Raw genomic sequence first — 21,773 nt, 5'->3', positions numbered from 1 at the left:
GCGCCGGGTCCCCGCCAGTCACACCCTCTCCCGCCCCGGGAGAGGGGGGGGACCCATGCGAAGCATGGGGAGGGTGAGGGGTATTCCGGACATGGATCCCGTTCTTTGTCTCACCCCTCACCCTTCCCGCCGCTTTGCGGCGGGCCCCTTCCCTCTCCCGGGGCGGGAGAGGGTATCCTCGCCGGCTTCGTCGTCATCGCCGGCCTGATCCTCGCCCAGCCGGCGAACGCCCAATCCGAAGCTCCCAAGGACACCCTCAAGCGGGTCGAGCAGCAGCTTCAGACCGGCAAGCAGCGCCAGCAGCAGCTGGAACGCCAGTCCCAGGCGCTCCAGACCGAACTCGACACCCTGCGCGGCCGGTTGATTGCGCTGGCCGATCAGGCGCGCGGGCAGGAACAGACGCTCGACCAGCTCGAAGACTCGCTCACCGCCCTGGAGGGGGAGGAGCGCGAGCGCTCCGCCGGTCTCGACGCGGAGCGCCAGCAGATCGCCACCCTGTTGGCCGCCCTCCAGCGGCTGGCGCGCATCCCGCCGGAGGCGGCGCTGGCCCGGCCGGAAAGCCCCGTGGACACCCTGCGCTCTGCCCTGCTGCTGCGCGACGCGGTGCCGGCGTTGAAGGCGCGGGCCGATGCGCTGTCCCAGGCGCTGACCGCGCTGGCCGACACCCGTGGCAAACTGGTCGACCAGCGGGCGAAGGCATTGGCGGCGCGGGTGGCGCTGACCGAAAAGCAGGACGAGATGAACCGCCTGATCGCCCGGCGCGAGGAGCTGTCGCGCCAGACGGAGGAGGAGCGCGTCCAGGTCGGCCAGCGCATGGCGGATTTGTCGGGGCAGGCCACCGACCTGCGCCAGCTGATGGAGCGCATCGAGGCCGAACGCCGCGCCGCCATCGAGGCCGCCGCCCGCCGCGAAGCCGAGCGGCGCGAGGCGGAACGCAAGGAAGCCGCCAAGCGCGAAGCGGAAAAGCGCGAGGCCGAGCGCCGGCTCGTCGCCCAGAAGGAGGCGGAGCGCAAGGAGGCCGAACGAAAGCTGGCCGAACTGCGCGCCGCCGAACAGAAAATCGCCGAGCAGAAGGCCGCCGAGGAAAAGCGCGCGAAGGACGAAGCCGCCAGGGAGGCGGCACGCGAGCGCGAGCTGGCCGCGAAGTCTCCTGACGGCCCGCCGGCCGTCTCCGGCATGGTTCTGCCGGCCGCCGGCAAGCTGACGACCCGCTTCGGCGAGGCCGACCGCTATGGCGCGACCAGCCGTGGCGTGACGGTCCAGACCCGGGCCGGGGCCGCCGTGGTGGCGCCGCGCGGCGGCACGATCGTGTTCGCCGGGCCCTTCAAAGGCTATGGCCTCATCTTGATCGTGGAACACGGCAACGGATATCATAGTTTGATTGCGGGTTTGGGCCGGATCGAAACGGCCGTCGGGCGTAAGGTGGCCAGCGGGGAACCGCTGGCGGTCATGCCGCCGGACGGCAATCCGGATCTCTATTTCGAGCTGCGACGAAACGGCCAGCCGATCAATCCGCAACGCGGGTTCGGCGCCCCGGAGGGGAAAGGACAAGGGTAGATGAGGATGTTCAAGCGCGCCGCAACGGCGGCAGCTCTGGTGTTTCTGGGCGCCGGCGTCGCCACCGTCACTGCTCAGTCCAGCAATTCGTCGGACACCTACCGGCAGCTGAACCTGTTCGGCGACGTCTTCGAGCGCGTCCGCGCCGAGTATGTCGAGCCGGTGACCGACGAACAGCTGATCGAATCGGCGATCAACGGGATGCTGACCTCGCTCGACCCGCATTCCAGCTATCTGAACAAGAAGAGCTTCCAGGACATGCAGGTCCAGACCCGCGGCGAGTTCGGCGGGCTGGGCATCGAGGTGACGATGGAGAACGGCCTGGTGAAGGTCGTGTCGCCCATCGACGACACCCCGGCCTTCCGCGCCGGCCTGCAGCCGGGCGACCTGATCGTCCAGCTGAACGGCGAGGCGGTGATGGGCCTCAGCCTGAACGAGGCGGTGGAGAAGATGCGCGGGCCGGTGGGCAGCGAGCTGAAGGTCACCGTCCGCCGCGGCGAGGCGGGCGAACCCTTCACCGTGTCGCTGACCCGCGCCGTCATCAAGGTGCAGTCGGTCCGCTTCCGCACCGAAGGCGACATCGGCTATGTCCGCATCACCAGCTTCAACGAGCAGACGCAGAGCGGGCTGGAGAAGGCGATCTCCTCCATCCAGCAGCAGCTGGGCGACAAGCTGAAGGGCTTCGTGCTCGACCTGCGCAACAATCCGGGCGGTCTGCTCGACCAGGCGGTTTCGGTCTCCGACACCTTCCTGGAGAAGGGCGAGATCGTGTCGACCCGCGGCCGGCGCGCCGAGGAGGGCACCCGCTTCAACGCCAAGCCGGGCGACCTGATCAAGGGCATGCCGCTGGTGGTGCTGATCAACGGCGGCTCGGCCTCGGCTTCCGAGATCGTCGCCGGCGCCCTGCAGGACCACAAGCGCGCGATCATCATGGGCACCCAGAGCTTCGGCAAGGGATCGGTGCAGACCATCATCCCGCTGCCCGGCCATGGCGCCATGCGTCTGACCACGGCGCGCTACTACACGCCGTCGGGACGCTCGATCCAGCAGCTCGGCATCACCCCGGACATCGAGGTGCATGTCGCCAAGGTGGAGGATCTGGACAGGAACGTCATCCGCCGCCGCGAGGCCGATCTGAAGGGCGCGCTGGTCAACCCCGACGCCGCCAGCAAGGCGCCGCGTCCGGCCACCACCAACCCGGCAGCTCCCGGCACGCCGGCCGCCCCGAACCCGGCAGCGCCGGCTCCGGGACCGGGCGCAGGTGCCGCCCCGGCGGCGCCCGGTGCTGCTGCTCCCGGTGCTGCCCCTGCTCCGGGTGCCGCTCCCGCCCCGGCCGAGGGTGCGGCGGCGGAGGGGGCGGAGCCGCCCTTCGACTTCCAGCTCGCCCGCGCGCTGGATCTGCTGCGTGGCGTCGCCCTGTTCCAGCAGCGCTCCGCGGCGCGCTGACCGGAGCGAACGACGGTGAAGGCTCCCGCCCTGCTCGGTCGTCTGCGGTTCGATGTCCGGGGCCTGCGCCCCGGACTCGGCTGGCTGCGCCGTTTCCGTCGCAATGGAGACGCCCCGGCAGGGCGGCCGCGCAAGCCGCTCTCCAAAGCCCTGCTTGGTGCCGTCGCCGTGGTGGCGGTCGCCTATGCCGGCTTGGCCGGTTGGCTGGCGCTGAACGGTGGGGCGACGCGGGACGCATGGCAGGCGTCGATTCCGTCGACGACGGTGGCGGTCGCCCCACTGCCACCACCTCCTCCGCCGGAGCCCAAGGTTGCAGCATCGGCGGCTCCGCCGCCGCTGCCGACCGATGCCGCCCCACTGCCGTTGCCGGGTGTTCCGGCGGCGGCGGTGACGCTGGTTCCGGCCCCGGTGCCGGGATTGGTGGAGGACAGCCGCAACGGCCCGCTGCCGCGCATCGCCCAGGACGGGCGCAAGCCCTGGCAGGTCTATGCCCGGCCATTCCCGGCGACCGACAAGCGGCCGCGCATCGCCATCGTGATGTCCGACCTCGGGCTCAGCGGCGTCACCACCGGCAATGCGCTGGCGAAGCTGCCGCCCGGCATCACGCTGGCCTTCCTGCCCTATGCCGAGCGGCTGGACGATTGGGTCGAGCGTGCCCGCACCAAAGGGCACGAGGTGATGCTGTCGGTGCCGATGGAGCCGCTGAACTACCCGCGCGACGATCCCGGCCCCAATGCGCTGCTGACCATGCTCGGCCCCGACCGTAACATGGAGCGGCTGGAATGGTCGCTGGGCAAGGCGGTAGGCTATGTCGGCATCACCAGCACCACCGGCAGCAAGTTCACCGCCAACCCGGCGGCGATGCAGCCGGTGATCGACGCGCTGAAGGCTCGCGGCCTGCTGCTGGTCGATGCCCGCGCCAATCCCAAGAGCGTCGCCGGGCCGCTCGCCAATCTGGCCGGCGTACCGCGGGCGCTGGGCGACCGCGTCATCGACCGTGACCTGTCGCGCGGCGCCATCGACGACCAGCTGCGTGAATTGGAGGAGCTTGCCAAGACCAACGGCGCCGCCGTCGGTTTCGCCTCCCCCTATCCGACGACGATCGAGCGCCTCAATCTCTGGATGACCGCTCTGGCGGATCGTGGCATCGCGCTGGCCCCGGTGTCGGCTGTGGTCAATATCCAGAAGTAGCGCGCCAACCGGCTCCGCACTCCATCCACTTGAATGCGACAACGCGCGCCGGGCGGATGCACGCCTGCACCTTGCGCGCTTGCGTCCTGTGCGAGAATATCCACGCCGGTTTTCGAATTGGCGGAGAGGGCGGATGTTTCATCCGGAAGCGCTGGAGCCCATTGTCGCGTTCCTGCGTGGCATCGGCATGCAGGTGGAGTATGGCGGCGCTGCCCATGGCGGCTTCCTGCCCGGTGTGAACATCCAGGCCGGGGCTCTGCATGTCGATCCGGAGACGCTTCTGGGGCCGGGCGACCTGCTGCACGAGGCGGGGCACATCATCGTCCTGCCGCGCCGATACTGGCCGTCGCTGGGGCGTGACGTGCAGGAGGACATCGACAGCATCCTCGCCGACCAGACCGCGCGCGACGGAACCCCCGACCCGATCCTGACCAGGGCCGCCCGCCAGGGCGAGTTCATGTCGCAGGCCTGGTCCTACGCGGTGGTCCAGCATCTGGGCCTGCCGCAGGAATGCCTGTTCTTTCCCGGCTCCTACCGGTGCAGCGGCTATGAGGGCACCCACCCGATGCGGGCCTGGATCGAGCAGGGAACCCATTCCGGCCTGATCAATCTGGCGCAGGCAGACTTCACCGGCTATGCGGGGATGTTCGCTTTCATGGGCGACAACGGTCTGCCCCCGTTCCCGCAGATGGCAAAGTGGACGTTGGACTGAGAGCGCGGCCGGCAGCGCCCTCTCATCCGCAAAGCGCATCCCAATCCAGCGACCCCGGATCCTCGACCAGATGGTCCACCGTGTCGAACACCACGGCGGGGTGCTGGGGCCAGGCGATGGTCAGCATGCCGGCAGCCTTGGCGCTGCGGGCGCCGGTGGGGCTGTCCTCGATCACCGCGCAGGCGTCCGCCGGCAATCCCAGCATCTTCGCCGCCAGCAGGTAGGGCTCCGGATGGGGCTTGCCGTTGGCAACGTCCTCGCGGGCGATGCTGAAGCGGAAATGCGGGATCGCCATCGCCCGCATGTTGGCATCGACGATCATGCGCCCGCCGTTCGACACGCAGGCCTGGGCCAGCCCGCGGGCGGCGAAGGCCTCCACCAGGGCGAAGGCACCCTCGCGCGGGCGCACCCGGTCGACGTTGGCGACATACTGGGTGTTGATCTCGTCGGCCCAGGCATGCAGGTCGATCGGGAAGGGGCGGCGGGCATGCAGGGCGGCGTAGATCTCGCGGAAGGCCACGCCATGCATCGACCGGCAGTCCTCCTCGCTCAGCTCATGGCCATAGCCGCGGCAGACATCGACGGTGATCTGCTGGTGCCAGGGCTCGCTGTCCATCAGCGTACCGTCGATGTCCCACAGGATGGCGCGGATCGGGCTGCGCGACATCACGGTCACCGCACCACCAGATCGTCGCGGTGGATCATCTCGTCACGCCCCTGATAGCCCAGGATCTCCGGGATCTCGGTGCTCTTGTGGCGCAGGATCTTGCGGGCGTCGTCGGCACTGTAGGCGACGAGGCCGCGGGCGACCTCGCGCCCCTCCTGCGTGCGGACGATCACCACGTCGCCGCGGTCGAAGTCTCCCTGCACGGCACTGACGCCGGCGGGCAGCAGGCTCGCACCGTGGGACAGGGCGCGCATGGCGCCGTCATCGACCACAAGCACGCCGGTGGCGTTGACATGGCCGGCGATCCAGGCCTTGCGGGCGCTGGTCGGCTCGGCCGACGGCAGGAACCAGGTGCAGAGCGCGCCGCCATCCTCCGGCCGCTGCTCCAGTGCCGCCAGCGGGTTCATGCGCTTGCCCTTGGCGATCACCATGCGGCAGCCGGCCGACAGGGCGACGCGCGCAGCGGCGATCTTGGTCACCATGCCGCCGCTGCTGTAGCCGGGGGGCGGCTCGCCGGCCATGCCCTCGATCTCCGGCGTCAGTTCGCGCACGGTGGGGATGTGCCGGGCGTCCGGGTCCTTGCGCGGGTCGGCGGTGTAGAGGCCGTCGATGTCCGACAGCAGCACCAGCGTGTCGGCGCTGACCATCTGTGCGACGCGGGCGGCCAGCCGGTCGTTGTCGCCGAAACGGATTTCGGCGGTGGCGACCGTGTCGTTCTCGTTGATGACGGGAACCGCGCCCAGCTTCAGCAGCGTGTCGATGGTGTTGCGGGCGTTCAGGTGACGCCGCCGCTCTTCCGTGTCCTCCAGCGTCACCAGCACCTGGGCGACGGTGACGTCATGGCGGGCCAGCGTTTCCTGATAGGCGTGGGCAAGGCGGATCTGGCCGGTGGCGGCGGCGGCCTGTTTTTCTTCCAGCTTCAGCGCCCGGCCGACGAGGCCCAGATGCTCCCGCCCGCAGGCGACGGCGCCGGAGGTGACGATCACCACCTCCTGCCCGCGCTTGCGGCAGGTGGCGACGTCGTCGGCCAGCGCGTCGAGCCAGTCCCGGCGGATTTGCCGGGTTTCCCCGTCGACCAGAAGGGCCGAACCGATCTTTACGACCAGCCGGCGGGATTCGAGAAGGGTAGGGGCGTCAAGCGCCATGGCGGGAGGTTCCGTCCGTATCGTCGTCCGAACCGTCCTCTTCGCCCTCCGGCTCCTCTCCGTCAAGAGCTTCGTCCTCTTCGCCTTCCTGCTCCTCGCCGTCCAGCTCCTCACCCTCTTCGAGTTCGCCCTCTTCCAGGGCGTCCTCTTCGAAATCCTCTTCCTCGAGATCGTCTTCCTCGCCGCCGACCCATTCGCCGGCTTCATCGTCCCACTGCATCTCACCGTCGTCGGGCAGCTTCTGGCCGACCGGCGGGCGCGGGATGGAGCGGGTCGCCGGGGCGTTGATGACCTCGGGCTCTTCCGCCTTCGAGTCCTTGATGACGGTCAGCAGACGGTACAGCACCTGCTTCACGCCCTGGCCAGTGGCGCCCGACAGCACCATGACCTCGGCGCCCGAAGCCTCTTCCAGCGCCGCCTTCTTCTCCTCGATCTCCTCGTCCAGCAGGGCGTCGGACTTGTTCAGCCCGATGACCTCGGTCTTGTTGGCGAGGTTGCCGCCATAGGCCTCCAGCTCGTTCCGGATCGTGCGGTAGGAGGCGACGACGTCGTCGGCCGTGCCGTCGATCAGGTGCAGCAGGATGCGCGAGCGTTCGACGTGACCGAGGAACCGGTCGCCCAGCCCATGCCCCTCGTGCGCGCCCTCGATCAGGCCGGGAATGTCGGCGATGACGAACTCTTCGTCACCGGCGCGGACGACGCCCAGGTTGGGAGCCAGCGTGGTGAAGGGGTAATCGGCGATCTTCGGCTTGGCCGCGGTGGTGGCGGCCAGGAAGGTCGACTTGCCGGCATTGGGCAGCCCAAGCAGGCCGGCGTCGGCGATCAGCTTCAGCCGCAGCCACACCCACTGCTCCTGCCCCGGCCAGCCGGGGTGGAACTTGCGCGGCGCCCGGTTGGTCGGCGTCTTGAAGTGCGCGTTGCCGTGCCCGCCGTCGCCGCCGCGCAGGAACACGCGGCGCTGTCCGGCCTCGGTCAGGTCGCACAGCACGGTTTCCTGGGTCTCGTCCAGGATCTGGGTCCCCACCGGCACCTTCAGGACGACATCCTCGCCACGCGCGCCGTTGCGGTTGCTGCCCATGCCGTGATGGCCGCGCTGCGCCTTGAAGTGCTGCTTGTAGCGGTAGTCGATCAGCGTGTTCAGGCCGTCCGCCGCCTCGATGATCACGTCGCCGCCGCGGCCGCCGTCGCCGCCGTCCGGGCCGCCGAACTCGATGAACTTCTCGCGTCGGAACGCCACGGCACCGGGGCCGCCGTCACCGCTCTTCAAGAACACCTTGGCCTGATCGAGAAACTTCATCGGGGGACCTTGCCCGTAAACGGAAGGGAAACCGGCGGCGGGACGGCACCGGACTGAAAACGAAAATCGGGGAGCCGGTCGCCCGGTCCCCCGATTTTATCCCACAAGCGTGCAGGCCTGCGACACAGGCCGCGCAACGACCTTACTGGTTGTTCGGCCCGATCACTCGGCGGCGACGGCCGGAACTTCCTGGTCGTTGGCCGGAACGACGTTCACGAAGGTGCGGCCGTTCGAGCTGTGCTTGAAGTAAACCTGACCGTCGGCCATCGCGAAGATGGTGTGGTCGCGGCCGAGGCCGACATTCTCGCCCGGGTGGAACTTCGTGCCACGCTGACGGACGATGATGTTGCCGGAGACGACGTTCTCGCCGCCGAAACGCTTCACGCCGAGACGGCGACCGGCGGAGTCACGGCCGTTGCGGGACGAGCCGCCTGCCTTTTTGTGTGCCATGGGGTGTTGCTCCTAATACTGAAGGTGCGCCTGGAAGCTTGACCGGAAAACCCGGATCAGGCCGCGCCGTTGATGCCGGTGATGCGCAGGACGGTCAGGTCCTGGCGGTGGCCGTTCTTACGGCGGTAGTTCTGGCGGCGCTTCTTCTTGAAGACGATGATCTTCGGGCCGCGATCCTGGGCGACGACCTCGGCGACGACCGAGGCGCCGGCCACGGTCGGGGTGCCAATGGTGGTGTTGCCTGCGTCGCCGACCATCAGCACGTCATCGAGCGTGATGGAGGCGCCAGCATCGGCCTCGAGCTTCTCAACACGGATCACGTCGCCATTGGCGACCTTGTACTGCTTGCCGCCGGTGCGGATCACTGCAAACATTGTCGTCACTGCCTATGTCAAAACAAACGGCGGGCTTCTCGCCCACCGTTCGATGCGCAAGCCCGTTCATGGGAGCGACGATCTATACTCAAGGTGGCCTGAGAGTCAACAGGGATACGGCCGAAAAGCTTCGCATTTTTCTGCAAAAAAGGCTTGCGCGGCCGGAGGCGTTTATATAGGTTCCGCCCACCCCGCCAAACGGGGCAGCGGATGGGTGGCAGAGCGGTTGAATGCACCGCACTCGAAATGCGGCATACCCTCGCGGGTATCGGGAGTTCGAATCTCCCCCCATCCGCCATTCTCTCTCACGAGAGAGTAAATTGCAAAGCGCCAGCCGCACCGGCTAGGCGCTTTTTTCTTGCCCGGTTTCTGGCCGCCTTTGTCTCGGCTGCCTTTCTCTCGGCCGCCCCGGTCTTTTCCGGTTGGGCATCCCCTTTTTCTCCGGGCCGTCGCGATGGCCGTTCCCCCGGCTGGCTTGTTGGTCATCTCAACGCCAACGCCCAGATCCCTTCGGTGCGATCCGCCAGGGATGCGACCGGAAGGGTGCCGCCATGAACACGCTCAGCCGTCACGACGGGTGCCTGCGCTTCTCCTATGTCGTCGACGGCGGCCTGCGCGTCGAAGGCACCCACGATCCGGCGGAGCAGGTGCTGGTCCTCAAGGTGACGGCGCCGCAGGGGCGGGTGATCCATATGGATGCGATTCCTTGCGACGACCCCCGTGTCATCCTGGCGGCGCTGCGCGAATGGGGCGAGCCGCCGGAGGAGGTGCGCGACGCTCTGCCGGCGCTGGGCGGCAACGCGATCCTGCTGGAGACGCGGCTCGGCGACTCGGTGCGCGCCTCCGTCCGCCGCCATGGCATGAAGGTGGAGGTCGTCTTCATCGACGGCGATGGCCGGCGACTGGCGGAGTTGCGCGCCGGCAGCCTTGAGGCGCTCGACGCCAAGGCCGGCGGACTGCTGCGCCTATCGCAGCGGACCCGTGCGGTGCTCAGCACCTGGCTATCGGCCGAACCGCTGTGGCTGGCGGCATTCCTGTTGGGCGGGCCATTCCTTGGCGCTTTGCTGATCGTCTTCGGGGCGCAGGTCTCGCCGGAACAGGTGCTGGTCACCGCCTATGCCGGGGCCGCCGGGCTGGTCGCCGCCTACGAACTGCTGCGCGCCGGTTACGCCGAGTGGGTGCTGGCGCCGCCGGACAGCTTTCCGCGCCAGTGATCTCCGGCATTTAGTTCGTATCACAGATCTTCCGTTTGACGGAAAAACAAGCCCCGACGCTGTGGCGCCGGCATCGGGAGTCCGACCATCGCCCCGCCCATGACTGGGCCAAACGACTGGGAGGACATCACATGACGCAAGCTCGATACTGGATCGCCGGCTGCGCGATTTCCCTTCTGTGCGCAGGCACGCTCTCGATGGCGTCCGCCGCGGATCCCGCGCTGGAAGGCGCAGTGCGCAAGGCGGTCAGTCAGCAGGCCCAGCCCTGGCTGGCCGATCCGGCGGTGGTGGGCGCGGTGAAATCGCAGAACGGCAAGAATGCCGGCATTGCCCAGGCCAAGATCGACGAGATGGACAACAGGTGGAAGGCGGCGGCCAAGGCGGGAGGCGCCAACCCGGCCTTCGATGAGGTCTCGGCGAATGCGGTGTCCAAGCAGCTGAAGCAGGTCGTCGCCGGCAGCAATGGCCGGATCGTCGAAATCCTTCTGATGGACGACCATGGGCTGAATGTCGGCCAGACCGCCGGGACCTCCGACTTCTGGCAGGGCGACGAGCCGAAATGGCAGAAGATCTTCACCGGCAATGCCGATCTCTACATGACCGACCCGGAGAAGGACGACAAGACCGGCGCCATGCTGACCGAGGCCAGCGTTCCGGTGATGGATCCGGCCGGCAAGCAGAAGATCGGCGTGGCGATGATCGTTCTGGACACCGCGAAGCTGGGCCAATAGGCGCCACCCGCAGCGGCGGTTCGGCAAAGCAAACGGCGCCCCGGATGGTCCGGGGCGCCGTTCTCATGTCCGCTTCGGGAGCGGACGGACCGCGTCAGGGCGTCAGGCCGCCTGCTGGGTAAGCGCCGGAGCCGGAGCGGGCGCCTCGACCTCCACCGCCTGGCTGCCGGCGGCGGTGACGATCGGAATGCTCCGCGGCTTCATCGCTTCGGGTACCTCGCGCGCCAGCTCGATGTGCAGAAGGCCATTCTGAAGAGACGCGCTGGTCACCTTGATGAAATCTGCCAGCTGAAAGCGGCGCTCGAACGCGCGCCCGGCGATACCCCGGTAGAGGAATTGGCCGGTCGGCTCGTCCTTCTTAGCTTTACCAGTGACGGTCAACGAGTTCTGGTGAGCAACGATGTTGAGGTCGTCCAGACCGAAGCCGGCGACGGCCATGGTGATCCGGTACGAATCCTCGCTCAGCTTTTCGATGTTGTAGGGCGGGTAGGACGCCGCCTCGTCACCGGTGGTCGCGGTCTCCAGCAGACGCGACAGACGGTCGAAACCGACGGTGGAACGGAACAGCGGCGAAAGGTCGTAGCTACGCATGACATATCCTCCGAAAGAGCGATACGGCCATCGAGGACCACGGTCTGGTCGGTCCTCGAAGGTGGGGTTGGAGGCGGACCCCGTATGGGCATCCGCCTGACGAGCGAGAGATAATCGACGCTTTTTCCTGTTCAAGAGGGCGGTCGCACAAACGCCGGCCAGACCCCGCCTGGGGTTGCCGGGTACCGCCCAGTCACCAATTGTTAATCAGTTGCGGCAAGGCTCACGCTAGGGCCGTAAGTCCGCGGGAGGGGGCCGACGACCATGACTTCGCACACCTTCTTCTTCAACGGTCCCTACGACGAGACCATGGCCCTCTTGATCGAGGCGCGGAATTACATCGCCTATCATGATGCGGCCGAACACCGGAAGCTGCCGCCTCAGGTGCGCTTGCAGATTTCATACGAATCCATGCGGGTGACCAGCCGCCTGACCCAGGTGATGGCGTGGCTGCTGGCGCAGAAGGCGGTTCATGCCGGCGAGATGTCGAAGGAGCAGGCGGCGAGCGAGGATTTCGCGCTGTCCGGCGGCGATATCTGTTCCGACCCCAGCGGCCCCGACAACGAGGAACTGCCGTCCGGCCTGCGCAGCCTGCTGGAACGCAGCCACAGCCTCTACATGCGTGTCCACCGGCTCGACGCCATGGTCCGCGCCGATGTGGAGCGCGAGGCCGCCGCGGCGGCTGTCGGGTAAGCTTGCGGTGGGGTGAAGGACCGCCACCGCGCCATACGCAAACGGAAAAGCACAAACGAAAAGGGCGTCCGAACCGGTCGGACGCCCTTTTCGCATCGGCAGGATAGAAGTGCGGTAACGCTTACTTCTTGAGGCCGAAGTTCGCGAAGCGCTTGTTGAACTTGGCGATCTGCCCGCCGGTGTCCAGCAGCTTCTGCACACCGGTCCAGGCCGGGTGAGACTTCGGGTCGATGTCGAGGCGCAGCGTGTCGCCCGGCTTGCCCATGGTGGAGCGGGTCGTGAACGAGCTGCCGTCGGTCATGACCACGGTGATCTCGTGATAGTCGGGATGGATGTCAGTCTTCATGGCCGGGGTTCCTGCAAAGCGAGCGGCGTCTATACCAAAACGCCTTCGCCGGTGCAACCCCGGAATCGAGCCTCGTTCGCGGAGTCTTCGGCGGGTTCCAAGGCCGTTTCTGCGGCGGTTTCGCCCGTCCATCGCCTTGTTGGCGTCGCCGCACCGCGCTATATGCCACCGATCCGGATCAATAACCCCAACAGACAAGCGGGAACCGCGTGGCTCGCCAACCCTCCCCCGACATGATCGCCGCCTCCGCCCGTGGCGAGGCGGATGCCCGCCGCCGCGACCTCGGCCCCCTGCGCCGGCTGGTGCCGTTCCTGCTTCCCTATAAGTGGCGCATCCTGGGCGCCATGGTGGCGCTGACCGTGGCTGCCGGCACCGTGCTGGGGCTGGGGCAGGGGATGCGGGTGCTGATCGACCAGGGTTTCGCCGGCGGCGACACCTCGCTGCTCGACCGCTCGCTCCTGGTTCTGCTGGCGGTGATCGCGCTGATGGCGGCCTCGACCTATGGCCGCTTCTATCTGGTCAGCTGGATCGGCGAACGGGTGGTCGCCGATATCCGGCGCGCCGTCTACGACCATGTGCTGACCCTGTCGCCCGGCTTCTTCGAGACGACCAAGACTGGCGAGATCCTGTCGCGCCTGACCACCGACACCACGCTGTTGCAGGTGGTGGTCGGCTCGTCCGCCTCCATCGCGCTGCGCAACGCGCTGCTGTTCCTGGGCGGCACCGGCATGCTGCTGATCACCTCGCCCAAGCTGACCGGGCTGGTGGCGCTGGTGGTTCCGCTGGTGGTGGCGCCGATCATTTTCTTCGGCCGGCGGGTGCGCAAGCTGTCGCGCGACAGCCAGGACCGCATCGCCGACATCGGCTCCTTCGTGGAGGAGACGCTGGCCGCCATCCGCACGGTTCAGGCCTTCACCCATGAGGCCATCGACCGCACCCTGTTCGGCAAACGGGTGGAGGAGGCCTTCGACGTCGCCATCCGCCGGGTGCGCGTGCGGGCGGTGATGACGGTGATCGTCATCGTCCTGGTCTTCGGCGCCGTCGGCATCATCCTGTGGATCGGCGGTCATGACGTGGTGGCGGGGCGCATCACGCCGGGCCAGCTGTCGGCCTTCGTCATCTATTCCGTGGTGGTCGCCGGATCGGTCGGCGCCATCAGCGAGGTGATCGGCGACCTCCAGCGCGCGGCCGGCGCGACCGAGCGTCTGTTCGGCCTGCTCGCCATCGAGTCGGACATCCGTGCCCCGGCCGCGCCGAAGCCGTTGCCCAGCCCGGCGGCGGGGGCGCTGTCCTTCGACGCCGTCCGCTTCCACTACCCGTCGCGCCCCGACTGGGCGGCGCTGGAAGGCTTCTCGCTGGACGTGAAGCCGGGCGAGCGGGTGGCCCTGGTCGGCCCGTCGGGGGCCGGCAAGTCGACGGTGTTCCAGCTTCTGCTGCGCTATTACGACCCGCAGGCCGGTTCGGTGCGGCTCGACGGGGTCGATGTACGCGATGCCGATCCGGTGGATGTGCGCCGCCGCCTCGGCCTCGTCGCGCAGGACCCGGTGGTCTTCTCCGCCAACGCCTGGGAGAACATCCGCTACGGCCGGCCCGACGCGTCGGATGCCGAGGTGCGCGCCGCCGCCGAGGCCGCCCATGCGCTGGACTTCCTCGATGCGCTGCCGGAGGGGTTCGGCACCTTCCTGGGCGAGAAGGGCGTGCGGCTGTCGGGCGGCCAGCGCCAGCGCCTCGCCATCGCCCGCGCCATCCTGCGCGACCCGCCGGTGCTGCTGCTGGACGAGGCGACCAGCGCGCTGGATGCCGAGAGCGAACGGATGGTGCAGGACGCGCTCGACCGGCTGATGCATGGCCGCACCACGCTGATCGTCGCCCACCGGCTGGCGACGGTGCTGAACGCCGACCGCATCGTGGTGATGGACAAGGGCCGCGTGGTGGAGACCGGCACCCATGGCGAGCTGGTGGCGCAGGGCGGGCTCTATGCAAGGCTGGCGGCCTTGCAGTTCGACCGCGCGGACGGAGTGGCCTAAAGACATCGGGGGGACATAAGGGCACATCGACGCCTCCGGCCAGCCGCGCTACCCTTGCCGCCATCCCCAGCCCTGTGAGGCAGTGCGATGGCGCGGATATCGGCGGGCCGCCTGATGGCGGTGATGGTGAAGGAATTCATCCAGATGCGGCGCGACCGGCTGACCTTCGCCATGATGGTGGGGGTGCCGATCCTGCAACTGATCCTCTTCGGCTTCGCCATCAACTCCGACCCGAAGGCGCTGCCGACCGCGCTTCTGGTCGCCGACTCCAGCCCCTTCGCCCGGACGCTGGTCGCGGCGATGGAGAATTCCCGCTACTTCGCCATCACCCGCAGCGCCGCTTCGGAGGCGGAGATCGACCGGCTGCTGGCGGAAGGAGAGGTGCAGTTCGCCGTCACCATCCCCCCCGGCTTCGCCCGCGACCTCCAGCGCGGCACCCGCCCGGTCCTGCTGGTGGAGGCCGATGCCACCGACCCGGCGGCGACCAGTAACGCCCTGTCGGCACTGACCGCCATCGCCCGGCAGGCGCTGAACCCCGACCTGACCGGGCCGCTGGCGAGCTTGCGAACCGGTCTCGACCCGGTGGACCTGCGCGTCCACCGCCGCTACAACCCGGAAGGCATCACCCAGTACAATGTGGTGCCCGGCCTGATGGGCGTGGTGCTGACCATGACCATGGTGATGATGACGGCGCTCGCCGTCACCCGCGAGCGGGAACGCGGGACCATGGAGAACCTGCTGGCGATGCCGGTGCGCCCGTTCGAGGTGATGCTGGGCAAGATCGTGCCCTTCGTCGTCGTCGGCTATGTCCAGGTGCTGCTGATCGTCGTGGCGGCGCGGCTGCTGTTCGACGTGCCGATCGTCGGCAGCCTGGGCCTGCTGTCCGCCGTGCTGATTTTGTTCATCGCCGCCAATCTGGCCGTCGGCTTCACCTTCTCCACGCTGGCGCGCAACCAGTTGCAGGCGATGCAGATGTCCTTCTTCTTCTTCCTGCCGTCGATGCTGCTGTCCGGCTTCATGTTTCCTTTCCGCGGCATGCCCGGCTGGGCGCAGGCGGTGGGGGAAATCCTGCCGCTGACCCATTTTCTGCGCATCGTCCGCGGCATCCTGCTGAAGGGGAACGGGCTGGCGGAGATCGCGGCGGAGGTGCTGGCGCTGGCCCTGTTCCTGACGGTGGTCACGGTGGTGGCGCTGAAACGCTATCGCCAGACGCTGGATTGAGCCGCAGGAACCGCCATGGGGCGCACCACCGATGGCCCGGCTCTGGGCCTGCCCGTCCGGTTGTGCCGCCTGGGCGCCTCCTCCATCATTCCTTAACCACGACTCCGCTATAGCCGTAACAGTGGCGGTGCTGGCGACGGTGAAGCGGGGGGCAGAGATGGGTTTTCGCGCTTTTGGCGGGCGTGCCTTCAAACTGGTCGCGTGCGTCGGGCTGGCCGTTGCCCTGCTGGCAGTGGGCGAGGCCGACGCCAAGTCCCGCAAGAAGAAGCCGGCGCCGATCCCAGCCTATGCAACCAGCGTCGCCTGGGGGGCGGTGACCGGCCCCTCGCTGGGGGCCGCCAAGTCCATCGGCGGCTATGCCGCCGGCTGCATCGCAGGTGCCCGTGCCCTGCCGCCGGAAGGCGTCGGTTATCAGGTGATCCGCCTGTCGCGGCAGCGCAACTACGGACATCCGGTGCTGGTCGACATGCTGCGCGACTTCGGGCAGCGGGTGGCGCTTTCCGGGCTGGGCACCGCGCTGATCGGCGACATGGGGCAGGCGCGCGGCGGGCCGATGCCGTCGGGCCATGCCAGCCACCAGATCGGCCTGGATGCCGATGTCTGGCTGCGTCTGGACCTGCCGCCGATGGGCCGCTCCGGCCGCGAGCGGCTGGACGAGATCAAATATGTCGATTACGACCGCATGCGGGTCACCGAGGGCTGGTCGGACCGTCAGGCGAAGATGATCCAGATCGCCGCCAGCGATGCCCGTGTCACCCGTATCTTCGTCAACCCGGCGATCAAGCTGGCGATGTGCCAGCGCAGCTGGGCCGACCGCAGCTTCCTGAACAAGCTGCGCCCCTGGCATGGCCATGACGGCCACATGCACATCCGGCTGGGCTGCCCCGCCGGCAGTCCGCAGTGCGAGCAGCAGGATGCCCAGCCGGAAGGCGACGGCTGCGGGGACGAGCTGATGTCCTGGCTGGACAGCGCCGCTCCCGCCACCGAGCACCCGCCGGGCTACAAGCCCGAGCCGCGGGTGGTCCGCAAGATGCCGGCAGCCTGCGCTCCCGTGCTGAACGCGGCAGGCACCCGCATGGCATCGCTGGCCGACTCCGCGGCGGCGCCGGCCAAGGCCGCGCGCTGACGGGTTGGCGTGTTTCCGCGGAGAAATTTTTCCACTTGCATGCAATTAACGTCCGTCTAACCTGACATCGGCGAGATTCTTGTGGATGGTGTGTCCGGTGTGTGTCGGACAACCGCAAGGATGCTGCGCCGGGTGCTGCCGGCCGGGGGTGGTCGGCGGTGCCGGGAGTCGTTCGGCGGATGGGGTGCCACGGCGATGACGGATATGGGGAAATGACGGACAAGGACGGAGCGTCCGGACACGGACCGAGCCTGAAGACGCGCCTGTATGCGTGGTGGGAAGGCTATGACCTGTCCGGCATGAAGGCGAAGAAAGGCGATGAGCCGGCGCCCGAACCGGAACAGCCGCAGCCTGCCGCTCCCGGTCCGGGCATGAACCGCTGGGGCAAGCCGCTGTGGACAGCCACCCGCATCGAGGTGGCCGAGAAGATGTGGGGCGAGGGCTTCAACACCCCCGGCGGCGCCGACCACATCCCCTATCTGGTCAAGCCGCTGGGCCTGAACCCGGCGATGAGCGTGCTGGACCTCGCGGCCGGGCTGGGCGGCACCAGCCGCACCATGGCCGGCAAATACGGCTGCTGGGTCACCGGGCTGGAGGCATCGGAGCTGCTGGCGAAGGAGGGCATGGTCCGCTCCTTCAAGCTTGGCCTGGAGAAGAAGGCGCCGGTCGAGACCTTCAATCCCGAGCATTTCGGCTATCCCAAGCGCGTCGACGCCATCGTCTACAAGGAAGGCCTGTTCTTCGTCCGCGACAAGGAGCAGATGTTCGACGGGATGGAGCTGGCGCTGAAGCCGCGCGGCCATCTGCTGATCACCGATTACATCGCCGAAGCGGATGTGATGGGGGCAAAGGCGGTGCAGAGCTGGTGCGACAAGGAGCCGCTGACCCCGAACCTCTGGCCCAAGGACCGCATGGCCAATGCGTTCGCCCAGCGCAACCTCGACCTCCGCATCGCCGAGGACATCACCGACACCCACCGCGGCCTGATCCTGTCCGCCATCCAGGGGCTGGTCGAGCATCTGGAGAAATTCCAACTCGACACCCCGACCAAGCTGGCGGTGATGGAGGAGGTCGAGCTGTGGGCCCGCCGCGTCGCCGCCATCGAAGCCGGCGTGCGGGTCTACCGCTTCTACGCGATCAAGCCGGCGGAGTAGGGCCGGCGGAGTAGGGCCCGCGCTCTTCTGCCGTGCCTCCCGGAAAAACTTTTGCGCGATTGCATTTTTTCACTTGAGCGCGGCCGCTGCTCTGGGTACATAGAGCGCCCCGCGTGACCCCAAGAAACGCGGACGCGCTTGTGGCGGAATTGGTAGACGCGCTAGGTTCAGGTCCTAGTGGCTGAAAGGCCGTGGGGGTTCGAGTCCCTCCAAGCGCACCAACACTTTCAGTGTTGGTGAAGAGTAAGAGAAGTATAGTGGGGCCATAGCTCAGCTGGGAGAGCGCTACAATGGCATTGTAGAGGTCAGGAGTTCGATCCTCCTTGGCTCCACCATTCTCTGCCGCCTGCCGGGGCGGAAAATTCCCGGCCAATCCCCGATCTTTCGAATTCATCCCGATCCCCGCTGAACTCGCCGGGATCTTTATCGGTACAGCCACTGTGGCCTTTCCGCATCAGGAAGGCGCAGACAGGGTGTTACCACCTTGGGGCGCATGGCCGAACGGGTGCCGCGCACGGATAATCGCGCCTGTCGAACCGTAAATTCTCTTCTGCACGCTTCGACAAAAACACGCACCCATTCCGTACGCCATTCCGATTTTTCCGGAGCGCCCGCCATGTCCACACGGATGGAACACGGGTTGAGGACGCTTGTCCTCGCCCTTTACGATGAAGCTGCATTGACGGCGGCTGCCAAGGGCCTGACCGGGCTGTTGGCCGAACGGGCGGTCTTGAGCGAGGCTGCAAGCCTCGCATCCGTCCCGGCCCGCCGGACGGTGTCCGAGGAAGAGGTGTTGCGCATCGTGCTGTCGGCCCGCCGGCTCCAACGCATGGGCGGCTCGCGCGACGACGGCCCGGTGCTGGTCCCCGGCCTGTCGGCGGTTCCGCCATTGCCGCCGCTGCATCGGGCGGTTGCTGCGATGAAGCCGCGCCGCGGCCGTCTGGCCCTGTGGGCGATGCGCTCGCTTGCCCGGCATCCGTCGGCGCCGCTGATCTGACGCGCGCCGGCTGACAGGCAGCGGTCCCGTGCCGGCGACTGGTCCCCGCCGGTGCGGGCCGCTGCTGCCTTTCGCCGCAACGGTCGGAGTTGTGCGGCAGGCTGCCTGGGATAGGGTCCGTGGCTGACCCTTGTCCCATGCGGCCCCGGTGCGCGCAGTCGGGGGAGGGCTATTGCGGATGCGTGCTGGCGCGCTGCGGCGCGGCAGGCTACATACGCAAGGCTGCGCTTGCGTCGCAGCGATTGCGTCGCGAGCATCCGCGTCTGCGTCGGATTGGCCTCCCCCGGAGTTGACCGTTGACCAGTGGACAGTTGACCAGCATGCCGCCCGTCACCTTTTCCCTGTGGCCTTTCATGCGCTGGGCCTCGAGCGCCCGCCGCCCGGCCTGCCGGCACTGACGGTCGGGGATCGGAACTGGCATGCGCAGGACGACGATGAAGCCGCGGGCCGACTGGCGCCCGGGTCTCCGCAAATACCCCTATGGTGTGCGCGCCATGTCGGCCGGGGCCGGCTGGCGGGAAGACACCGTCTATGAGTTCACCGCCTCGCAGATCGACCTGATCGAAAGCGTGGCGGACGAACTGCACAGCATGATTGCCGTCGCCGTGCGCCATGTGATGGAGCACAAGCTGTTCGCCTCGCTCGGCATCCGCGGCGATCTGGCGCGCATGCTGGAGGCGTCCTGGGTCGATTACTGGGCCGGCGGACGGCGCAACGAACGGGCGGGCGGGCTGGCGGGCCGGTTGACGCTGGCCTATGACGGGCGCGACAGCGTCAAGCTGCTCGGGTGCAACTACGACACCACCGAAGGGCTGTTCGCCGCCTCGATGATCCAGCGCAACTGGCGCGAGGCGATGGCGCCCGACGCCAACCAGTTCAACGGCCTGCACGAGGCGCTGGTGGAGCGCTGGGAGGAACTGGCGACGGGGGTGCCCGGCCGCGGCCGCATGCATGCGACCTGCGCCACCCCCGACCCGGTGCGCGAGGGCGAACTGGTCTATCTCGCCGCCACCGCGGCGGAGGCCGGCATCGACACCCGCCTGCTGCCGCTCCATTCCATCGCCTGGGACGGCCGCCGCTTCCTCGACGACGAGGGGCAGCCGATCTCCTGGCTGGCGAAGCTCTATCCGTGGGACGGGCTGGCCGACGACGGCTTCCTCCAGCGCCTGCGCAGCAGCGGCATGAGCGTGCTGTCGCCGCTGTGGTGCTGGCTGTGGTCGAACCACGGCCTGCTGGCGGTGCTGTCCCACCTGTATCCGCGCCACCCGAACCTGTGCCGTGCGGCGTTGGACCCCAGCGGCGTGGCCGGGGCCGATAGGGTGACCGCGCGCGCCCTGCATGGGCTGGACGGTGCGCCGACCCGCATGGTGCAGCATGGGGAGGTGATCGCCGACGACGGGCCGGACATCGGCGAGGATGTCGCGGCCCATGGTGCCGTCTGGCTGGAGACCCCGTCCTGCTTCAGGGAGGAGGACACCCGAGCCGTCCTGCACGCCTGGATCGTCGGCGACAAGTGCCTGGGCATGGCGGTGCGGGAATCCACCGACCCGCGGCTGGCAGCCGGTGTCGGGCCGGACGCGGCAATGGTCCCGCACCTGTTCAGGGGCTGATTTAGGGGCTGATTGCCCGCCGGCTGTCCCGACGACCCGTCAGGGCGCGAACGGGTTCTTCAGTGCTGGGCCGAAGGTCGCCTTGCGGGCGGCGCGCCAGATGCTTTCGGCCGCCGCGTCGTTGCCGCGGTCGGCGATGGCCATGCCGGCCACGCCGGGCTGATGGCTGAGCCAATCGCGCAGCAGGTTTTCGAACCGCGTGACCTCACGCGGATCGTCGCTGGCCATGGTGATCGAAACGGTCAGTTCGGTGGTCATGGTCGGTTCCCTCCTGACGGTTGGACGGGCCGGTCGATCCAAAAAAACAGCCGGCCGAAAAATCAGCCGGACCGGCGCCGCGGACGAGAAGGTGCCCCCTATGCACGGGGCCAAGCCTGCGCGCCCGGTCCCGCATGCGCAATGAAAAAGGCGGGGTATGACCCCGCCTTCCTCGCGTCCCGTCCACCGGGATCCTGTTCTGCCGGACAGGTTCGGTTGCCGATTACTTCGTGTCCGACTTGCTGCCGGGAATGGCGATGCTGGCGATCTGCTTCTGCAATTCGTCGATCTGCTTCTGCAATTCGTCGAAGGTGGCACCGCCCGGATTGGCGGCGGGCGCGGCGTTGCCCCCCTGGCCGGGCTGGCCAGCCGGGCGCTGCGCGCCGGGCACCTCGTCCCCGGCGCCGGGGGTGCCGAAGGGAGTGAACATGCGCATGGCGCGTTCGAACATCGCCATGTTCTGCTTGCTGACCTCGTCCAGCCGGCCGAACGGGAAAATGCCGCCCAGCGTGTTCTGGAAATAGTCGCGCATCTGCTCCTGATTGCGCGAGAAGGCCTGCATCGAATATTCCAGATAGCGCGGCACCACGGACTGCATGTTGTCGCCGTAGAAGCCGATCAACTGGCGCAGGAAGCTGATGGGCAGCAGGTTCTGCCCCTTGCTTTCCTCTTCCACGATGATCTGGGTCAGGACGGACCGGGTGATGTCCTCCCCGGTCTTCGCGTCATAGACCACGAAGTCCAGCCCGTCCTTCACCATCTGGCAGAGATGGTCGAGCGTGACGTAGCTGCTGGTGGCGGTATTGTAGAGCCGCCGGTTGGCGTACTTCTTGATCGTGATCGGAGCGGACTTCTGGTCTTCCTTGTCGGCCATCGCTGAGTCTTTCAAGAAGGGACGCGTTCCAGGTCACGGTCCAGGTCATGGAGTTCCGGAACACACGTGACTGGTGGCGGAAATTGTTCCGT

Annotated in this window: 22 protein-coding genes and 3 tRNA genes; 16 read left to right on the top strand and 9 right to left on the bottom strand. The window is 67.9% G+C overall.

Annotated features, from left to right (window positions below):
* The first annotated feature begins 105 nt into the window (after positions 1-105).
* From VH569_RS01615 to VH569_RS01600, 4 genes are all read left to right on the top strand, one after another.
* Positions 106-1,557, top strand: coding sequence for a peptidoglycan DD-metalloendopeptidase family protein (locus VH569_RS01615; protein WP_423313479.1), 1,452 nt, complete (start codon positions 106-108; stop codon positions 1,555-1,557).
* A complete protein-coding gene (locus tag VH569_RS01610) occupies positions 1,558-3,003 on the top strand; it encodes a S41 family peptidase (protein ID WP_423313477.1) in 1,446 nt (481 codons plus the stop codon).
* Positions 3,004-3,018: 15 nt separating this feature from the next.
* A complete protein-coding gene (locus VH569_RS01605) occupies positions 3,019-4,194 on the top strand; it encodes a divergent polysaccharide deacetylase family protein (protein WP_423313475.1) in 1,176 nt (391 codons plus the stop codon).
* 133 nt (positions 4,195-4,327) lie between these two features.
* Positions 4,328-4,906 (top strand): hypothetical protein, encoded by a 579-nt coding sequence (locus VH569_RS01600; RefSeq protein WP_423313473.1) that lies wholly within the window; start codon positions 4,328-4,330, stop codon positions 4,904-4,906.
* A gap of 22 nt (positions 4,907-4,928) precedes the next feature.
* On the opposite strand, the gene VH569_RS01595 is transcribed toward VH569_RS01600, so the two are convergent.
* From VH569_RS01595 to rplU, 5 genes are all read right to left on the bottom strand, one after another.
* Positions 4,929-5,573 carry an HAD family hydrolase gene (locus VH569_RS01595; protein ID WP_423313471.1) on the bottom strand — a complete coding sequence of 215 codons (645 nt, stop codon included), beginning with the start codon at positions 5,571-5,573 and terminating at the stop codon, positions 4,929-4,931.
* Positions 5,574-5,578: 5 nt separating this feature from the next.
* Positions 5,579-6,718 carry a glutamate 5-kinase gene (gene proB, locus VH569_RS01590; RefSeq protein WP_377808783.1) on the bottom strand — a complete coding sequence of 380 codons (1,140 nt, stop codon included), beginning with the start codon at positions 6,716-6,718 and terminating at the stop codon, positions 5,579-5,581.
* Complete coding sequence (gene obgE / locus VH569_RS01585; protein ID WP_423313469.1) at positions 6,708-8,015, bottom strand: GTPase ObgE; 1,308 nt, start codon at positions 8,013-8,015, stop codon at positions 6,708-6,710. Before obgE ends, proB begins: the two co-directional genes overlap by 11 nt.
* A 162-nt stretch (positions 8,016-8,177) precedes the next feature.
* On the bottom strand, positions 8,178-8,465 hold the full coding sequence (gene rpmA / locus VH569_RS01580; RefSeq protein ID WP_109048977.1) for a 50S ribosomal protein L27: 288 nt from the start codon (positions 8,463-8,465) through the stop codon (positions 8,178-8,180).
* 56 nt (positions 8,466-8,521) lie between these two features.
* A complete protein-coding gene (rplU, locus tag VH569_RS01575) occupies positions 8,522-8,839 on the bottom strand; it encodes a 50S ribosomal protein L21 (protein ID WP_012974890.1) in 318 nt (105 codons plus the stop codon).
* A gap of 208 nt (positions 8,840-9,047) precedes the next feature.
* Between rplU and VH569_RS01570 the strand changes: the two genes are divergently transcribed.
* The 3 genes from VH569_RS01570 (at position 9,048) to VH569_RS01560 (ending at position 10,784) form a co-directional block, all read left to right on the top strand.
* Positions 9,048-9,137 (top strand) — tRNA-Ser (locus VH569_RS01570).
* A 253-nt stretch (positions 9,138-9,390) separates the two neighbouring features.
* On the top strand, positions 9,391-10,053 hold the full coding sequence (locus VH569_RS01565; protein WP_423313466.1) for a hypothetical protein: 663 nt from the start codon (positions 9,391-9,393) through the stop codon (positions 10,051-10,053).
* A gap of 131 nt (positions 10,054-10,184) precedes the next feature.
* The gene (locus VH569_RS01560) at positions 10,185-10,784 is read left to right on the top strand and encodes a PDC sensor domain-containing protein (RefSeq protein WP_423313464.1); all 600 of its coding nucleotides are present in this window, start codon (positions 10,185-10,187) and stop codon (positions 10,782-10,784) included.
* Positions 10,785-10,886: 102 nt separating this feature from the next.
* Here VH569_RS01560 and VH569_RS01555 read toward each other — a convergent pair whose 3' ends face one another.
* Complete coding sequence (locus tag VH569_RS01555) at positions 10,887-11,375, bottom strand: Hsp20 family protein (protein WP_423313462.1); 489 nt, start codon at positions 11,373-11,375, stop codon at positions 10,887-10,889.
* Between the two features lie 264 nt (positions 11,376-11,639).
* On the opposite strand from VH569_RS01555, the gene VH569_RS01550 reads away from it, so the two are divergent.
* On the top strand, positions 11,640-12,068 hold the full coding sequence (locus VH569_RS01550; RefSeq protein WP_423313460.1) for a DUF1465 family protein: 429 nt from the start codon (positions 11,640-11,642) through the stop codon (positions 12,066-12,068).
* 121 nt (positions 12,069-12,189) lie between these two features.
* On the opposite strand, the gene rpmE is transcribed toward VH569_RS01550, so the two are convergent.
* A complete protein-coding gene (rpmE, locus tag VH569_RS01545; protein WP_012974887.1) occupies positions 12,190-12,414 on the bottom strand; it encodes a 50S ribosomal protein L31 in 225 nt (74 codons plus the stop codon).
* A 233-nt stretch (positions 12,415-12,647) separates the two neighbouring features.
* Here rpmE and VH569_RS01540 point away from each other — a divergent pair, with 233 nt between their 5' ends.
* The 8 genes from VH569_RS01540 to VH569_RS01505 all read left to right on the top strand — a co-directional run bounded on the left by VH569_RS01540 (position 12,648) and on the right by VH569_RS01505 (position 20,549).
* Positions 12,648-14,441 (top strand): ABC transporter transmembrane domain-containing protein, encoded by a 1,794-nt coding sequence (locus VH569_RS01540; RefSeq protein ID WP_423314112.1) that lies wholly within the window; start codon positions 12,648-12,650, stop codon positions 14,439-14,441.
* Between the two features lie 87 nt (positions 14,442-14,528).
* Positions 14,529-15,662: an ABC transporter permease gene (locus VH569_RS01535; RefSeq protein WP_423313457.1), complete on the top strand. Its 1,134-nt coding sequence runs from the start codon at positions 14,529-14,531 to the stop codon at positions 15,660-15,662.
* A gap of 157 nt (positions 15,663-15,819) precedes the next feature.
* Positions 15,820-16,788, top strand: a complete 969-nt coding sequence (gene mepA / locus VH569_RS01530) for a penicillin-insensitive murein endopeptidase (protein ID WP_423313455.1) — start codon at positions 15,820-15,822, stop codon at positions 16,786-16,788.
* A gap of 212 nt (positions 16,789-17,000) precedes the next feature.
* Positions 17,001-17,942 carry a methyltransferase domain-containing protein gene (locus tag VH569_RS01525; protein ID WP_109048983.1) on the top strand — a complete coding sequence of 314 codons (942 nt, stop codon included), beginning with the start codon at positions 17,001-17,003 and terminating at the stop codon, positions 17,940-17,942.
* Between the two features lie 134 nt (positions 17,943-18,076).
* Positions 18,077-18,163, top strand: a tRNA-Leu gene (locus tag VH569_RS01520).
* A 38-nt stretch (positions 18,164-18,201) separates the two neighbouring features.
* Positions 18,202-18,277 (top strand) — tRNA-Ala (locus VH569_RS01515).
* 281 nt (positions 18,278-18,558) lie between these two features.
* Complete coding sequence (locus VH569_RS01510; RefSeq protein WP_423313453.1) at positions 18,559-18,939, top strand: hypothetical protein; 381 nt, start codon at positions 18,559-18,561, stop codon at positions 18,937-18,939.
* Positions 18,940-19,358: 419 nt separating this feature from the next.
* The gene (locus VH569_RS01505; protein WP_423313451.1) at positions 19,359-20,549 is read left to right on the top strand and encodes a glutathionylspermidine synthase family protein; all 1,191 of its coding nucleotides are present in this window, start codon (positions 19,359-19,361) and stop codon (positions 20,547-20,549) included.
* Between the two features lie 39 nt (positions 20,550-20,588).
* Here VH569_RS01505 and VH569_RS01500 read toward each other — a convergent pair whose 3' ends face one another.
* Both VH569_RS01500 and phaR read right to left on the bottom strand, forming a co-directional pair.
* Positions 20,589-20,807: a hypothetical protein gene (locus tag VH569_RS01500; protein WP_109865343.1), complete on the bottom strand. Its 219-nt coding sequence runs from the start codon at positions 20,805-20,807 to the stop codon at positions 20,589-20,591.
* A gap of 223 nt (positions 20,808-21,030) precedes the next feature.
* Entirely contained in the window at positions 21,031-21,681 is a 651-nt protein-coding gene (gene phaR / locus VH569_RS01495; RefSeq protein ID WP_098739224.1) for a polyhydroxyalkanoate synthesis repressor PhaR, read from the bottom strand.
* Positions 21,682-21,773: the final 92 nt, after the last annotated feature.

Origin of the sequence: Azospirillum sp. 11R-A, from assembly GCF_049472615.1 — a bacterium.
Lineage (GTDB): Bacteria > Pseudomonadota > Alphaproteobacteria > Azospirillales > Azospirillaceae > Azospirillum > Azospirillum palustre.
The sequence above is the reverse complement of the archived record's forward strand: the minus strand, read 5'-3'. Positions and strand labels throughout refer to the sequence as shown.